We start from the raw sequence: 15,735 nt of genomic DNA on the forward strand, positions 1-15,735 counted from the left end.
TCGTCAGCGGACACCGGCGGCATCGGCCGGTCGCGGTTGCGGGGGCGTCGGCCAGGTGAGTCGGCGTACGCCGGGCACGAGTGACGTGCCCGCGCACGAGACGAGGACCAGCAGCCCGGCGACGGCCAGGGGCACCGGCGCGTACCCCAGCGGCATGGCGCCCAACGACACCGACCAGTCGTACGAGGTGACGCCGGATAATTGCCTGGCGGTGCGCGTACCACCGATGCGAGGGTGACCGGCGTGACTGCGCATGCTCTGGCCGGGGCCCTGGCCGACGACGGACGGCGACGGATCTTCGCGGCGATCGTGTTGGGCGCGACCAGCGCGACCGACGTCGCCGAACGGACCGGCCTGCCGGCGCGGGTGGTGCTCACCGGTGTCCGCCGGCTCACCGAGGCGGGTCTCGTCACCGGCGCGGACGGCGCGTTCGCGCCCGACCAGGTGTCACTGCGGGAGGCCGCGCGGGACAGCCGTCCAACCGACGACGCCGACCCCGGCGGCGACCCGGTGCTGCGGACCTTCGTGCGCGCGGGCGTCCTGGTGGGCCTGCCGGCTCAGCGAAGCAGGCGGCGGGTGCTGCTGGCACACATCGCCGAGCAGTCGTTCGCACCGGGCACCCGTTATCCGGAGCGGGCCGTCGACGACGCGCTCAAGCAGTGGTGCGCCGCCGGTGGGTCGGACCACGCGACGTTGCGCCGCTACCTGATCGACGAGCAGTTGCTCGCCCGCGAGAACGGCATCTACCAGCGACTCTGATCGTCGGTCGCACAAATCGTCTGGGCGCGGAGCATCTTGCTAGCCTCGGCGCATGACCTCCTGCACGCCCGCCGACGGCCCACCAGACCTGCTGTTCCTGCTCTCCTGGGCGAGTCACGCGTTGCAGACCGAGCATGCCGCGGGGTTGGCCGAGTTGGGCATCTCGCCACGGGCGCACTACGTGCTCGCACAGGCCCGCACGGGTGACCTGACCCAGCGGGAGATCGGTGAGCGGTGCGGCGTGGACAAGACCACCATGGTCGTGACGCTCGACCAGTTGGAACGCGCCGGGCTGGCCGAGCGCCGTCCGGTGCCGACGGATCGCCGGGCTCGGCTGGTCGTCGTGACACCGGCGGGGGAGCAGGTGCTGCGGCAGGCGCAGCAGGTGGTTCGACGCATCCAGGACGACGTCCTCGCCGCCCTGCCCGAGCAGGAGCGGGAGGTGTTCCTGCGGGCTCTCCTGGCGCTGGTCGGCGGCCCACTCGCCAACACCTCCCCGTACGCGCCGGGCAGCCGCTCCGGCTGTTGATCCCGAGAGAGATAGTTCCGAACGAGACTATCTGCTACGGTCGCATTCAGTCGTTTCCCCTGAACGAGGAGCCGTCATGAGTGCTGCCGTCGCCACCAGTCCCACCACCTCACCGCTACGCCGCCGCGCCCTCGGCGTCGGCGTAGCCGTCCTGGCCTGCCTGGTCATCTGGTCGATCGGTGCGCTGGCCGGGGTCGACTACACGGTCGAGAGCCCAGGGCAGCCCGCCACGGTCATCGGGGTCGGCGCGGTCGCCGTGGTCGCCCTGGGTGCCGCACTGCTCGGCTGGGCGACGCTGGCCCTGCTGGAACGGTTCGCCCCACGCGTCGCCCGTCCGGTGTGGATCTCGTTGGCCGTCGTGGTGACGCTGCTGTCCTTCGCCCCGCTACTCAACGTCGACGCCACCGGCGGCGCCAAACTGGCCCTCGGCGCGACGCACGTCGCCGTGGCCGTCGCGCTGATCGCCCTGCTGCCCCGACCCCGCCGATAACCGGCGGCCAGCCTGCCTCACTTGTCGATCAAGAGGTTTGCGTCAGCGATCGCGCCCAGGGTGACGCAAACCTCTTGATCACCGAATCCGGCGCGGGTGGCCGCCACGATGCGGGTGGCCGGCACGTCGGCGCTGATAGCATCGCCGTCATGGCACGAGGTATCTGGTCGCAGAAGGTTCGCTCCGCCCGCTGACGGCGGCGTCCTTTCTGCTGAATTCGCGCTCGCCGTCCCGGTTCCCGCCGGGCGGCCGTCAGCCGCTGCCCGGCTCCATCGCGAGCTGCGGAGCACCGTTGAACCTCATCCCGAACCACGAAACCATGCCCCTGCCCGTCGAGGCGGGCGGCAGCGCCCACGTACGCGCCACCACCATCACCGTGACCCGCGGGTCGCGTCGCGTCCTGAACGACGTCTCGGTCACCGTCTCCGCCCGGTCACGGGTAGCGGTCGTCGGCGAGAACGGCCGCGGCAAGACCACCTTGCTGCACGTCCTCGCCGGCCTGATCACGCCGGACGACGGCACCGTCGCACGGGCCGGCACGATCGGTCTGGCCCGCCAGGAACTGTCCGCCAGCGAGGGCGAGACGGTCGGCACCCTGACGTCCGAGGCGCTTGCCGCTTCGCTGGCCGCCGTCGCCGCACTGGACGCGGCAGCCATCGCCGTGGCCGGGGGCGACCCGACCGCCGAGGACCGCTACGCCAGAGCGCTCGACGCCGCCACCCGACTCGACGCCTGGGACGCCGAACGCCGTGTCGACGTGGCACTGGAGGCGCTCGACGCCTGCGCGGACCGCGACCGTCCACTGGCGACGTTGTCGGTCGGACAGCGGTACCGGGTGCGGTTGGCGTGCCTGCTGGGCGCACGCCACGACGTACTGCTGCTCGACGAGCCGACGAACCACCTGGACGCCGACGGCCTGGACTTCCTGACCGCTCGGCTCCGCGAACACGACGGCGGTCTGGCCGTGGTCAGCCACGACCGGGCGCTGTTGCGCGACGTCGCGAACCGGTTCCTCGACCTGGACCCGACCCGGGACGGAAAACCCCGGCTGTACGCCGGCGGCTACGACGCCTGGCAGGAGGCGCGTCGTCGCGAGCGGGAGCACTGGGAGCAGGACCACGAGCAGCAGCAGGTCGAACACCGACGACTACAGGACGCGGTGTCGAAGGCCCGCGACCGGCTCTCCACGGGCTGGCGACCGGACAAGGGGACCGGCAAGCACCAGCGTCAGTCCCGTGCACCGGGTGTCGTGCAGGCGCTGCACCGGCAGCAGGACGCCTTGCGGGCACACCGCGTCGACGTACCGAAACCACCCCCGGCGTTGCGGCTGCCGGACCTCGGGGTGCGGCGGGGCGCGCCGCAGGTACGCGTGCAGAGCGTCGCGGTCGCGGGTCGACTCCCCGGTCCGGTCGACCTCACCGTCGGCGGCGGTGACCGGCTGCTCGTCACGGGGCCCAACGGCGCCGGGAAGTCCACACTGCTCGCGGTGCTGGCCGGCGCACTGGACCCCACTGACGGGTACGTCTGGACGGCGAAGGACGCCCGGGTCGCCCGGGTCTCCCAGGAGACCGCCGGGCAGACCCCCGACCTCACCGCCGACGAGGTGTATGCCCGCCGGGTGGGGCTCCTCGTCGCCCGCAGAGTGCTCACCGACGCCGATGCCGTGTCGCTGGGATCGTTGGGGCTGCTGGACTCCGTCGCGGCGCGTACCCCCGTCGGGCGGATGTCGCAGGGACAGCAGCGCCGTCTCGACCTGGCGTTGGCGCTGGCCGGGCGGCCGACGCTGATCCTGCTGGACGAGCCGACGAACCACCTGTCGTCGACGCTGGCCGACGAGCTGACCGCCGCGATCCGCGACACGAGCGCCGCCGTCGTGATCGCCACGCACGACCGGCAACTGCTGCGCGACCTGGCCGACTGGCCGCGGTTGTGCATCGGTGCGCCCCCTGGGCGAACCCGTTCGACCTGGCGCGAGGCGGAGTAATCCCGTTGACCGGGCGGTGATGATCAAAAGGTGACCGTCACCGCCCGACCGACCTGGTCGAAGCCCGCGCCCTGTACGCCCGGCACGGCTACCTGGAGATCCCGGCGTACTCGCAGGGTCCCTACGCCGAGCACTGGTTCGAGAAGCAGTTGACGAACGCCTCGGAAGGCGCTAAATAAGAAGTGGAAGTTGAGTCACACCGACTCAACTCATCACCTTCGGCCAGGAGAACCGAGGAGGCATGACCATGTTGATGCGTACCGACCCGTTCCGCGAGATCGACCGGCTCGCCGAGCAGTTCTTCGGTACGGCAGCCCGTCCCGCGACGATGCCCCTGGACGCCTACCGCGACGGGGACCATTTCTACGCGGCGTTCGACCTGCCCGGCGTCGACCCCGACACCATCGACTGCACCGTCGAGCGCAACGTGCTCACCGTCCGGGCCGAGCGTCGCCGGCCCAGTGGCGACGGTGTCGAGCTGGTGGCCGCCGAACGCCCGATGGGCACCTTCACCCGGCGACTGTTCCTGGGCGACACGCTGGACACCGACAAGCTGGAGGCCGGCTACGAGCACGGGGTGCTGACGCTGCGCATCCCCGTCGCCGAGCGGGCCAAGCCCCGCCGGGTCACCATCAGCGCCAACGGCGAAGGACGACGCCAGATCAACGCGTGATCACGACCTCGGGTGGGATCGGCGCGCCTGCACGCCGATCCCACCCGAGGCTGAGAGCCTTTTTCACATGGTGTTCCCCGACGCTCCGGTGCTCGCCCGCCCGTCCACGACCCTCGCTCTGCCGAGCGGGCCGGTCGAGGTCACCGAGGCGTGGCTGCGCAACCGGCGGCTGTCCGAGCACACCCGCGACGCGTACCGCCGGGACGTCACCGGGTGGCTCACCTGGTGCGCCGGCCGCGACCTGGACCCGCTACGGGCCAGCTTCCTGCACGTCAACGAGTACGCACGGGCGTTGGAGGCCACCATCGGCGCCCGCAGCGGCCGACCGCTGACACCGGCGACCGTGGCGCGGCGGCTCTCCGCGCTGTCCAGTTGGTACGACTTCCTGGTCAAACTGGGCGCGGTCCCGGCCAACCCGGTCTCCGGGGCCGACCGGCCCCGCGTCGACCGGGACCACTCCGCCACCCTCGGGCTCACCCCCGAAGAAGTCGACGCGCTGCTCGCGGCCGCCGACGCGGACACCGGCGTGACCGCCGCCCGCAACCGGGCGGCCATCGCGCTCCTCGCCGACCTGGGCCTGCGGGTCGGGGAGCTGATCTCGCTGGACCTGACCGACCTCGGCACCGAACGCGGCCACCGCAGCGTGCGCTTCGTCGGCAAGGGCGGCAAGCTCCGCCGCCGCGCCCTCACCCCCAGCAGCGGGTACGCCCTGGACGCCTACCTGGCCGAGCGGGCCGCCGCCGCCGGTGTGCCGGTGACGCAGCTGACCGGGCCGCTGCTGGTCACCGCCACCGGCGGCCGGTTGGACCGGCACTCGGTGTTCCGGCTGGTGCGTCGGCTCGCCCGAGCCGCCGGCATCTCATCGTGGGCGAAGCTGTCCCCGCACTCACTGCGACACGCGTTCGCCACCACCGCCCGGTCGGAGGGCGTGCCGTTGGAGGACGTGCAGGACGCGATGGGCCACGCCGACCCGCGCACCACCCGCCGCTACGACCGGGACCGGCACAACCTCGACCGCGACCCGGCCTACGCGGTCTGGGCGGCCCGCTCCCGTCGGCGCGCCTGACCCAGCCCGCTCCCTCTCGGCGCGGCCGAAGCCGGTGATCAACACGGGTTCGGCGACGTCGCGGTATCCGAACGCCTCCGACACCCCGACGTCGGTGAACCCGTGTTGATCATGCCGATCGGCGACCGACGCGGCACCGGGTCAGGGGTCGTCTAGGGGCCAGAATGTCTGCCGCGCCGCGCCGTCGCGGCAGAGCAGCCCGGTGCCGGCCCGCCGGCAGTCGGTCACACCCGCCGGGAGCACCGCGGACACCCAGTGACCATCGCGACCCACCGTCGCGACGAGGGAACGTCTGCCGTCCGCCGCCATCCCCAGCACCAGCAGGGGTTCCGGGGCACCCCGAGGGCCGGGCACGGTGCGCCAGCGCGCGCCCGCCGACCACGTCCACAGCCGCACCCCGGTGCCCGCGTCGATCGCCCAGCGGCCCCGCTCGTCCTGCCCGCAGATCAACCCCTGGCAGGGCCGAAGGGTCAGCTCGCCCGGGGGCACCGGCACCTGCCAGCGCAGTGCCAGCCCCGGTAGGTCGTACCCGGACAGCGCCGCCGCGCCGCCACTCGGATGACGCAGCACCAGATGCGCTCCGGCGACCTGGGGATTGTCCGGGCCGTAGTCGGCCGGCGGAAGTCGTCCCCGACCGAGTTCGGTGCCGTCATGGGCGTCGAGCAACCGGGTCAGCCCGTCGTCCTGCACCAGCAGCACCCGCCCGGGCAGGCCGGGAAGCGGCCGCAGCACCGCCGTGGAGGGCAGCGGGACCGACCACCGGGTTGCGCCGGTGCTCGGGTCGACACCGTGCACCGTGCCCTCGACCCGCCGTCCCGGTTCGGCGGCGCTGCGCACCTCGCTCACCGCAACCGCGGCGTCCCCGGCCGCGTACACCCGCTCGGGTCGCCGCCACACCGGCTGGCCGGTTCGCATCGACCGCGCGGAGGTCGCCCGCGCCCCGCGCGTCTGGTCGCGTTCGACGAGCAGGAGCAGGTCACCGGCGACCTCGGCGGACCACCCGGCCGCGGGCGGCACGGTGACCCGCCACCGGGGCGGGCCGCCCGGCGCGGTCGGGTCGTAGGCGCTCAGCGTCGGTGGGTTCTGGTCCGGGTCGGCGACCAGCAGCAGCGGCCCCGCACCGAGCACCGTCGCCCGGGCGGGCACCGCCGGCCCGACCTGGGGTGTCAGGCGCGCGGCCGGGGCGGCGCCGCCGAGCAGGGCACACGCCGCCACCAGCACCGCCAGCCGCCGACGGCGGGACGACTGCGGAGGCGGCGGGCGGTCGTCGAGTGGCGAACCCCGGTCGTCGCCCAGCTCGATCAGCACCGTCATGCGCGCCCACCCGTCCGCTCGCGCCGATCGCTCAGCACAGCAGGTCGAGGTGGTGGTGGGCGTCCTCGGCGATCTCCTCGTGTCGCAGCCACCGGCGTGCCCACAGCCGGGCGGCCAGTGCCGCCTGCTCGTCGCCCCAGGCGGCGTGTTCGACGAGCAACGCGGCGGTCAGCGCGTACGCCAGGCGCAGCGCCAGACCACGGGCACCGGCGAGGACCGTCGGCGAGCCCGGGTCGGCGGTCACCGAGGTGATGGTGTCGCCCAGCTGCGCGGCGGTGGCGGCCAGCGTGTCGGCCAGCACCGGCGACAACGGTCGGGCCAGGTCGACGGCGGCGGCGAGCCGGGCCAGCAGGGGCGCCCCGGCGTCCTCCCGGGTCAGCGCCCGCAGTACGTCCAGGGCCAGCACGTTCGTGGTGCCCTCCCAGATCGGCAGCACCTGGGCGTCGCGCAGCAGGCGGGGTACGCCGGTGTCCTCCACGTAGCCGGCCCCGCCGAAGCTCTCCACGTACTCACTGGCCGAGCTGACCGCCAGTCGACCGGTGGCCAGTTTCGCCAGCGGCGCCACGATCCGCAGCTCCGCCGCAGCGTCCGGGTCCGCGCCGACCTCGACCCGCCCGAGCAGGGCGAACGCGTGCCCGGCCAGGGCGAACGCGCCCGCCGCGTCGACCGCGAGGGTGCCCAGGGTGGCCCGGTGCAGCGGCGACGACACCAACGCGCCGCCCGCGACGTGCCGCACGTCGGCGTACGCCCGGGCGTAGGCGAGACCTCGTCGCATCCCGCCCGCCGCCGCGGCGGCGTTGTGCACCCGGGTCACCACGACCAGGGTCATCGCCCGGACCAGCCCGGGCGTCGCCGGGTCACCCAGCGGCAGCGCGTACGCGTCGCGCAGACCGATCTCGGCGGTCGGCAGCGCCCGCGTGCCGAGCTTGTCCTTGAGGCGGTGCACCGTGACACCCGGCGCGGGTACTCCCGGGGCAGCGCCGTCGGCCAACGGTGAGTCGACCGCGTACCGGGGGACCAGGAACGGCGCGAGCACCCGACTGCCGCGTCCGGCGCCCTCCGGCCGGGCCAACGCCACCGCCATCGCCGCGTCGGCGGCGGAGCAGAACCACTTCTCCCCGGTCAGCCGCCAGGACCCATCCGCCGCGGGTCGGCCGATGGTGCTGGAACGGCCCAGGTCGGAGCCGCCCTGCGCCTCGGTCATCCACTGCCCGCTGGTGATCGCCACGGCCGGGTCGGTCGAGATCAGCCGGGGCAGCCACGCGTCCCGGACCCCGTTGTCCACCTCCGGCAGGCTGAGCAGCGCCGCAGCCCCGTCGGCCATCGCCACCGGGCAGGAGAACGTCGCCGACTCCGGCCCGTACAGGTGCAGCAGGGCGTGTTGCACCACGCGGGCGGCGGCGCCCCAGGTGCCGCGCGCCTCCGGCAGGTAGGGCAGCGCGACCACCGCGTGCCGGGCGGCGGCGGCCCGTTGCGCCTGCCAACCGGCGGAGGTGTCGATCCGGTCGACCCGTGCGCCCCACGGGTCGTAGCGGACCAGCGTCGGCGGGTGGGCCTCCGCGTCGGCGTGCGCCGCCCGCAGCGGCCCGGTGACGTCGGCGGCCAGGTCGGCGAGACGGCCCTTCGCGGCCGCGTGCCCGGCCGGGCCCAGGTGACGCTCCAGCCAGGACCGCAGCAGGCTGTCATCGGCGTACGGGTCGACGGGGGGTGGTACCGGCTGCACGAAGCGGCTCATCGATCGGCTCCTGGCACTGCTCGGGGGGTGTGCGCCGACGGTAGACGATCCGTGGCCGCCGCGAACAGAGTGAGTCGCCGGACCCGATTTTCCGCTTGTCGTACCCCGGTGCGACGGCGTTCTCTACGGTCGGTAGTCGTGGGTGCCGGCCAGTCGTGGAGCCGACCGGCCCGGCGCAGCCGCCCGATGCGCGCCGGGTTGGCGTTCGCCGGGTTCGGTGTGGCGCTGTGCTGCGTCGGGGTGGCCGGTCTGGCCGCCTGGAATCTGCAGACCGTCCGTCAGGCCGCCGGCCCGATCCGGGACACCGCCGACGGGTTCCTCAACGAGGTGACCCTCGGCGACAGCGACCGGGCGTACCAGCGGCTCTGCGAGGACGCTCGCAGCCGGTGGAGCGCGATCGGCTTCACCAGTTGGGTGCGTACCCCGCCGATGGTCACCGACTACGAGATCACCGACGTGTCGGTCACCACCCGCAGCGGCCGACCGCAGGGCACGGTGACGGTGAAGGTGACCCGCTCCGGTGGGCTCAGCGAGGAACGCCGCCTACCGGTGGTCCGCGAGGGCGGCGACTGGCGGGTGTGCGGTGACCCCTTCTGAACCGCCGACCGTCACCCCGGCGCATGCCGGGTTGCTGCGCATGCGCAAGGGGGTCCAACCGACCACCTCAACCGAGCTGTTGTTCGACCTGGTCTTCATCTTCACGATCACCCAGCTGTCGCACTACCTGATCGAACATCCGGGCTGGCGTGGTGGCGGACGTACCGCGCTGTTGCTGGCGCTTGTCTGGTTCGTCTGGGTCTACACCACCTGGCTGACCAACTGGCTGCACCCGGACCGGGGTCCGGTGCGGGCGATGTTGATCGGGGTGGCGCTGGGCAGTCTGCTGCTGTCGGCGGCGATCCCGCAGTCGTTCGCCGGGACCGGCCTGCTCTTCGCGGTGGTCTACGTGACCGTGCAGGTGGGCCGGACGATATTCGCGTTGTGGGCGGTGCAGGGCACCCCATGGCTGGTCGACGGCTTTCAGAAGTCGCTGCCGTGGATAGTCGGGACGTCGGTGCTCATGGTGGTCGGCGGCCTGGTCGGCGGGGCCGCCCGGGAGGCGTTGTGGGCGTCGGTGGTCGTGCTCGACGTGGTCGGCCTGTTGATCGGCTACCCGTGGCCGGGGCGGGGGCGTAGCCGCCCCGAGCGGTGGATGGTGGAGGGCGGGCATCTGGCCGAGCGGTGCGCGGCGTTCGTCCTGATCGCGCTGGGCGAGTCGATCCTGGTCACCGGCACCACCCTCACGTCCCACCTCGACCGGGTGACGTCCGGCGCGTTCCTGCTCGCCTTCGCCGGGTCGGTGGCCCTGTGGTGGGTGTACTTCGCCCGCTCAGCCCCGGCCGCGACGGAGGTCATCGCCCACGCCGGGGACCGCACCGGCGCGTTGAGCCGGGTGGCGTTCAACTTCCTGCATCCCGTGATCGTCGCCGGTGTCATCGTCACCTCGGCGGGTGACGAGCGGCTGCTGCGCGAGCCCGGCGCGCCCGCCACCATGGACGTCGTGATGCTCACCCTGGGCGGCCCGGCGCTGTTCCTCGCGGGGCACGCCGCGTACCAGGCATTGCTGTGGCGGATGCTGCCGACCAGCCGGATCACGGCGGTGGTGGTGCTGCTGGCGCTGATGCCGGTCTGCGTGGGGCTCGGGGTTCCGGTCGCGGGGTGCGCCACGGTGGCGTTGGTGGTGACGGTCGCCGTGATCGTCGCCGACCGTTTCCAGGCGCGGCGGGGTGTGCAGTGACCCGCTCCGAGCCGGGCGGCGGGCCGCTTCACCCGCAGTTGCTGCGACCGCGTCGCGGCGTGGAACGAACCACGTCCACCGAGCTGTTCTTCGACCTGGTCTACGTCTTCACGATCATCCAGCTGTCGCACTACCTCAGCGAGGACCTGACCTGGCGCGGCGTCCGGCGGGCCGCCGTGCTGCTCGGCCTGGTCTGGCTGGTCTGGATCTACACCGTTTGGATGGGCAACTGGCTGCGTCCGGACCGGGTGCCGGTGCGGGCCACGCTGTTGGTGGTGACGTTGGGCAGCCTGCTGCTCGCCGCGGCGCTGCCCACCGCGTTCGGCGCGAACGGTCTGCTCTTCGCCGGGGCGTACGCGGCGGTGCAGATCGGGCGAACGATCTTCGCTGTGTGGGCGATCCGGGGTCAGCGTTGGCTCGGTGAGAGCTTCGTCCAGTGCCTGGTCTGGATCACCGGGACCGGCATGCTGGCGGTGGTCGGCGGGCTGGTGGACGTGCCGGCCCGGGAGGTGATCTGGATCGCGGTGATCGTGGTCGACGCGGTCGGTCTGGCGACCGGCTTTCCGGTGCCGGGACTGGGGCGTAGCACGCCGGAGCACTGGGAGGTGGAGGGTGGGCACCTGGCCGAACGGTGTCAGGCCTTCATCCTCATCGCCCTGGGCGAGTCGATCCTGATCACCGGGGGGACACTCACGCAGAGACTCGACCGGGTCACGATCACCGCCTTCCTGCTCGCCTTCGCCGGTTCGGTGGCCCTGTGGTGGGTGTACTTCGACCGGGCGCACGCCGGTATAGCCACGTTGGCCGCCGCGGGAGAGCGGTCCGGCCGGCTCTCCCGGCTGCTGTTCAACTATCTGCACCCGGTGATGGTGGGCGGGATCGTCGTCACCGCCGTCGGTGACGAACGGCTACTCAGCCATCCCGGTCAACCGGTCGACTGGGCCACCGCGCTGGTGCTACTGGGCGGTCCGGCACTGTTCCTGGCCGGGCACGCCGCGTACCAGATGGCGCTCGGCCACGTCGGGGTGACCAGCCGGGCCGTGGCGGCGCTGCTGCTGCTCGCGCTGACACCGGCGGCCGTCGCGCTGCGGGTGCCACTCGCGGTGGCTGCCTCGGCCGCGCTGCTGATCACCGGCGCGGTGATCGTGGTCGACTGGATGGTGGGCCGGCCGGTGTCTCAGTCGCGGGGGCCCAGGTCGCCGCTGCGGTAGTGCCGGCGGCAGAGCACCTGGTAGCGCACCTCGGCGGTGTCCACGGTGTCGCCGATGACGACCTGCGCGCCCTCGCGGACCACCCGCCCGTCGACGACGCGGGCGTTGAGTAGCCCTTCCCGGCCGCACCAGCAGAGCACCTCGACCTGGATGCGGGCCACCTCGTCGGCCAACTCGAACAGGCGTTGCGTGGCGGGGAACAGGTGGGACCGGAAGTCGGTGGCCAGCCCGAACGCGAACACGTCGACGTCGTAGCTGTCGACCAGTTCCGCCATCTGCTCGACGTGCTCCACGGTGTAGAAGCACGCCTCGTCGCAGATGAGGTAGTCCACGCGTACCCCGTCGGCCCACCGGCCGCGCACGAGCGCCCGCAGGTCCAGGTCGTCGGTGACCTCGATGGCCTCGTGGGCCAGTCCGATGCGGGTGGTGACCTGCGGGCCCAGCGACCGGTCGATGCGGGTGGTGACCAGTCCCCGCCGGCCCTGCCGGGCGTGGTTGTAGTTCATCTGCAACGCCATCGTGGACTTGCCGCAGTCCATCGGCCCCCAGAAGAACTTCAACGCCGCCGCGTGCACCGGCCGCCCGTCCAGCCCGCGCGCCGCCGCGCACCCGGCCGGAGCGTGCGGCTGGCCGGGGAACGGGTGGGCGAGGCAGGTCGGGGCGGCGGTGGCGTCGTCAGTCACGGTCGGGCAGCCTAGCCGATCGACCGGCCCTGATCTGTCGGGTGCGGGATGCGTGCTCAGAGCACCCGGGGTGGCGTGTTGCCTGCGGCGACGATGGCACGGCGCATCGGTACGGCGGCGAGGAGCAGGAAACCGACCACGAAGAAGATCAGCAGTGAGACCAGGCCCACCCGGTAGGAGGAGGTGAGCTGGAACACCAGGCCGAAGGCGAGTGGGCCGAGCCAGCTGGTGCCCTTGTCGCTGATCTCGTAGAAGCCGTAGTACTCGCCCTCCTTCCCCGTGGGGATGAGCTGGCTGAACAGCGACCGGCTCAGCGCCTGACTGCCGCCCAGGACCAGGCCGATGGCCGCGCCGAGGACCATGAACGGCACCGGCGCCTCGGCGGGCAGCCGGAACGCGGCGATGATCACACCGGTCCAGAGCACCAGGCTGAGCAGCACGGTCTTCCACGCGCCGACGCGCCGGGCCAGCGCCCCCAGGCTCAACGCGCCGCCGAAGGCGAGGAACTGCACCAGCAGAATCGTGATGATCAGGGTGCTCTGTTCCAGGCGCAGCTCCTCGGTGCCGTACTGACTGGCCAGGGTGATGACGGTCTGGATGCCGTCGTTGTAGACCAGGAAGGCGAGCAGGAAGTACAGCGTCAGCGGGTACGCCTTGATCTCGCGGACGGTGCGGCCGAGCTGGCGGAACCCGTCGGTCAGCACGTTGCCGCCACCGGCCAGCGCCGCCGCCGACGGACGCTCACGCAGCCACCGCAGCGGCACCAGCGTGAACAGCGCCCACCAGACACCGGCGGACACGATCGACCAGCGGGCCAGGTCCAGGGTGCGCTGCGGGTCGTCACCCTTGTCGAGCAGGGTGATCGCGACCAGGTTCAGCGCCAGCAGCAGACCACCGCCGAGGTAGCCCAGCGCCCAGCCCCGGCTGGAGATGCCGTCGCGTTCGTCGGGGCCGCCGAGCTGCGGCAGGAACGAGTTGTAGACCACGATCGCGGCGCCGAAGGAGATGTTGGCGACCAGGAAGAGCGCCCCGCCGAGCAGGTAGCGGTCGCCGGTGACGAGGGCCATCGCGATGGTGGCGCCGGCACCGGTGAACGCGGCACCGCCGAGCAGCCGCTTCTTGTGCGCCGACCGGTCCGCGATCGCCCCGATGACCGGCAGCACGAACACGGTGAGGAACACCGACAGCGAGATCAGGTACGGGTAGTAGGACCCGGCGGCGACCTTGATGCCGAGCGGGTACACGAAACCGTCGCAGGAGTCCGCGCCCAACTCGCACCCGGCCGCCACCTCGGCGACCGTGGTCAGGAACGGGCCGAGGAACACCGTGATGACCGTCGTCTGGAACGCGGAGTTGGCCCAGTCGTAGATGTACCAGCCCCGGCGCTCCCGGCGGGTGCTCGCGGGAGGCGGGGTGTCGTCCACCGCGGGGGTCACGGTCTCGGCCATCGGGGGTCCTTGGAGTGGTTCAGGCGGCCCAGTGGCCGCGGCTGCGGTAGACGTCGCGCAGCACGCCGACGTGATCGGTCATGATGCCATCCACGCCACGATCCAGTAAGTCGTGCATCTGGGCGGGTTCGTCGATCGTCCAGACGTGCACCTGAAGGCCGATCCGGTGGCAGTAGTCGAGGAAACGGCGGTCCACCACCGGCACCCGCCCGTAGCGGGGCGGCACCTGTGCGGCGACCACCGACGGGGGTAGCCGCAGCGGGCGTCCGTGCAGGGAGGCGAGGCGTAGCCGGGCGACGCCGCGCATGCCGAGGCTGGTGGCGACCCGCCCCTCGGTGAGCGCGCGCATCCGGGTCAGGCGGGCGTCGCTGAACGAGGCGAGCAGCACCCGGTCGGCGGCGCCGACCCGGGTCACTGTCGCGACCGTCGGTTCGACGCCGCCGTCGGCCTTCACGTCGATGTTGAAGCGGACCTGCGGCCAGGCGCCGAGCACCTCGTCGAGTCGGGGTACGACGGCGGCGCCGCCGACGCGTACCGAGGCGAGGTCGGCCCAGCTCATCTCGGCGATGCGCCCCGGCTCACCGGTGACCCGGCGCAGCGTCGGGTCGTGGAAGATCACGGCCACGCCGTCCGCGGTGGCGTGCACGTCGGTCTCCACGTACCGGTAGCCGAGCCCGATGGCCCGAGCGAACGCCTCGGCGGTGTTCTCGTCGCCGTCGGCGGCGCCGCCACGGTGGGCGAACGCCAGCGGCGCGGGCGCGTCGAGGTAGCCGGGTCGGGTCAGCACGGGACGCAGTATGCCCGCCGCCGGTGGAGCCCGGGTGACCTACCGGCGAAGATCAGACCCGAGACGCCGGGGGCTGCGGCACGGGTGGCCCCCGGGTGTCCCCGCCCGAACCGGCGTGCGGCGGCCTGCCCCCGGCCACCATCCTTTCGTCCTTTGCTCTGCACCCACGGAGGCGACAGTCACCGTGGGTAGCTGGTGCGTCGGCGGGTGCAGAGCAAAGGACGCGGGGGGTGGGGTTGGGGTGCGGCGTCTGGGCTGACGTCTGCGCTGCGGGCCTCGCCGGCCCGGACGCGCCCGGCGTCGCGCCAATCTCGCAGGCCGAGCGGCGACTCAGGCCGAGCGGCGACTCAGGCCGAGCGGCGGCGGTGGGCGCGGCTGAGGTCGCTCGGGCGGCCGGGGTCGACGTGCCGGGGCCGGTCGGGTTCGTCGGGTCGCAGCGGGACCAGGGTGTCGGTGAGCGCGTCGATGATCCGGTCGGTGGCCCGGCGTGCCGCGCCGGGGCTGGCGGCGGTCGACTCGCCCAGGTCGACGGGGGTGCCGAAGTGCACCCGGATGACCGGGCGACGCCACAGTGAGCGGGCGACGCCGCGCAGCATTCCCCGGGGTGCCTGGTAGGGGAGTACCTCGTGCGAGCCCCACTGGGCCACCGGGACGACCGGGGCGCCGCAGGCCAGGGCGAGGCGGGCGGCGCCGGTCTTGCCGCGTTCGGGCCACATGCCGGGGTCCAGGCCGATGCGGCCCTCGGGGTAGATGAGGATCACCGAGCCACGGGCCACAGCGGTGGCCGCGTCGTCGAGAGCCTGGTGGACGGCGCTGGTGCCCCGGTCGACGCGGATGTGCCCGGCGTGGCGCATGGCGGTGCCGAGCACCGGGGCGCGGAACAGTCCGGCGGTCGCCATGATCCGGGGGGCGATGCGCCGGGTCTGGCAGGCGGCGGCCAGCACCACCGGGTCGAACGGGCTGATGTGGTTGGCGGCCAGCACCAGCGGCCCGCGGCGCAGGTGCGCGGGGACGTCGCCGGTGACCTCGAGGCGGGCCAGCAGGCCGACCAGGCCCCGGGCCAGCAGGAGAGCGCCGCGCCAGATCAGCGGCGGCTGCCAGGTGGCGTACGTGGTGTCCATCAGCGCGACATCGTCGCACGCGGCGGTGGGGGCGTGCGGGCGGGTCGGCCGGATGCCCCGGGGTGATCAGGGTCATTGGTCCCGGACCGGTTCGGGCCGCCCGGCCCTGCCCATTCCTCTACGACGAGCAGTAGTATTTACTACGTCTCGTAGTACGG

Annotated in this window: 16 protein-coding genes; 9 read left to right on the forward strand and 7 right to left on the reverse strand. The window is 73.0% G+C overall.

The annotated features are described in order from the left end of the window. Positions 1-3: 3 nt before the first annotated feature. A complete protein-coding gene (locus tag O7616_RS20715; RefSeq protein ID WP_282303513.1) occupies positions 4-255 on the reverse strand; it encodes a hypothetical protein in 252 nt (83 codons plus the stop codon). On the opposite strand from O7616_RS20715, the gene O7616_RS20720 reads away from it, so the two are divergent. The 6 genes from O7616_RS20720 (at position 244) to O7616_RS20745 (ending at position 5,501) form a co-directional block, all read left to right on the forward strand. After that, positions 244-759 carry a DUF2087 domain-containing protein gene (locus tag O7616_RS20720; RefSeq protein WP_282303514.1) on the forward strand — a complete coding sequence of 172 codons (516 nt, stop codon included), beginning with the start codon at positions 244-246 and terminating at the stop codon, positions 757-759. The two genes, O7616_RS20715 and O7616_RS20720, sit on opposite strands and share 12 nt — an antisense overlap. Before the next feature lie 52 nt (positions 760-811). After that, positions 812-1,288, forward strand: a complete 477-nt coding sequence (locus tag O7616_RS20725) for a MarR family winged helix-turn-helix transcriptional regulator (protein ID WP_282303515.1) — start codon at positions 812-814, stop codon at positions 1,286-1,288. 76 nt (positions 1,289-1,364) lie between these two features. Next, complete coding sequence (locus tag O7616_RS20730; protein ID WP_282303516.1) at positions 1,365-1,778, forward strand: DUF6069 family protein; 414 nt, start codon at positions 1,365-1,367, stop codon at positions 1,776-1,778. A 292-nt stretch (positions 1,779-2,070) separates the two neighbouring features. Then, entirely contained in the window at positions 2,071-3,762 is a 1,692-nt protein-coding gene (locus tag O7616_RS20735) for an ABC-F family ATP-binding cassette domain-containing protein (RefSeq protein ID WP_282303517.1), read from the forward strand. A 247-nt stretch (positions 3,763-4,009) separates the two neighbouring features. After that, positions 4,010-4,435: an Hsp20/alpha crystallin family protein gene (locus O7616_RS20740; RefSeq protein ID WP_088991665.1), complete on the forward strand. Its 426-nt coding sequence runs from the start codon at positions 4,010-4,012 to the stop codon at positions 4,433-4,435. A 67-nt stretch (positions 4,436-4,502) separates the two neighbouring features. After that, positions 4,503-5,501 carry a tyrosine-type recombinase/integrase gene (locus tag O7616_RS20745; RefSeq protein ID WP_282303518.1) on the forward strand — a complete coding sequence of 333 codons (999 nt, stop codon included), beginning with the start codon at positions 4,503-4,505 and terminating at the stop codon, positions 5,499-5,501. Between the two features lie 141 nt (positions 5,502-5,642). Here O7616_RS20745 and O7616_RS20750 read toward each other — a convergent pair whose 3' ends face one another. Continuing rightward, positions 5,643-6,815 carry a PQQ-binding-like beta-propeller repeat protein gene (locus O7616_RS20750; RefSeq protein ID WP_282303519.1) on the reverse strand — a complete coding sequence of 391 codons (1,173 nt, stop codon included), beginning with the start codon at positions 6,813-6,815 and terminating at the stop codon, positions 5,643-5,645. A 31-nt stretch (positions 6,816-6,846) separates the two neighbouring features. Continuing rightward, entirely contained in the window at positions 6,847-8,550 is a 1,704-nt protein-coding gene (locus tag O7616_RS20755; RefSeq protein WP_282303520.1) for an acyl-CoA dehydrogenase family protein, read from the reverse strand. 186 nt (positions 8,551-8,736) lie between these two features. On the opposite strand from O7616_RS20755, the gene O7616_RS20760 reads away from it, so the two are divergent. The 3 genes from O7616_RS20760 to O7616_RS20770 are packed head-to-tail and all read left to right on the forward strand — an operon-like array spanning position 8,737 to position 11,538. Then, positions 8,737-9,147, forward strand: coding sequence for a hypothetical protein (locus tag O7616_RS20760; protein WP_282307684.1), 411 nt, complete (start codon positions 8,737-8,739; stop codon positions 9,145-9,147). Further along, positions 9,134-10,327 (forward strand): low temperature requirement protein A, encoded by a 1,194-nt coding sequence (locus O7616_RS20765; RefSeq protein WP_282303521.1) that lies wholly within the window; start codon positions 9,134-9,136, stop codon positions 10,325-10,327. Before O7616_RS20760 ends, O7616_RS20765 begins: the two co-directional genes overlap by 14 nt. 59 nt (positions 10,328-10,386) lie before the next feature. After that, positions 10,387-11,538 carry a low temperature requirement protein A gene (locus O7616_RS20770; RefSeq protein ID WP_282303522.1) on the forward strand — a complete coding sequence of 384 codons (1,152 nt, stop codon included), beginning with the start codon at positions 10,387-10,389 and terminating at the stop codon, positions 11,536-11,538. Here O7616_RS20770 and O7616_RS20775 read toward each other — a convergent pair. The 4 genes from O7616_RS20775 to O7616_RS20790 form a co-directional block, all read right to left on the reverse strand. Then, positions 11,505-12,128, reverse strand: coding sequence for a thymidine kinase (locus O7616_RS20775; RefSeq protein ID WP_282264897.1), 624 nt, complete (start codon positions 12,126-12,128; stop codon positions 11,505-11,507). The genes O7616_RS20770 and O7616_RS20775 overlap by 34 nt on opposite strands. Positions 12,129-12,277: 149 nt before the next feature. Beyond that, positions 12,278-13,669, reverse strand: a complete 1,392-nt coding sequence (locus tag O7616_RS20780) for an MFS transporter (protein ID WP_282259485.1) — start codon at positions 13,667-13,669, stop codon at positions 12,278-12,280. A 19-nt stretch (positions 13,670-13,688) separates the two neighbouring features. Further along, positions 13,689-14,456: a glycerophosphodiester phosphodiesterase gene (locus O7616_RS20785; protein ID WP_282259484.1), complete on the reverse strand. Its 768-nt coding sequence runs from the start codon at positions 14,454-14,456 to the stop codon at positions 13,689-13,691. Positions 14,457-14,803: 347 nt separating this feature from the next. Further along, positions 14,804-15,577 carry a lysophospholipid acyltransferase family protein gene (locus O7616_RS20790; protein WP_282303523.1) on the reverse strand — a complete coding sequence of 258 codons (774 nt, stop codon included), beginning with the start codon at positions 15,575-15,577 and terminating at the stop codon, positions 14,804-14,806. Between the last annotated feature and the right edge of the window lie 158 nt (positions 15,578-15,735).

This window comes from Micromonospora sp. WMMD964 (assembly GCF_029581455.1).
Taxonomy (GTDB): domain Bacteria; phylum Actinomycetota; class Actinomycetes; order Mycobacteriales; family Micromonosporaceae; genus Micromonospora.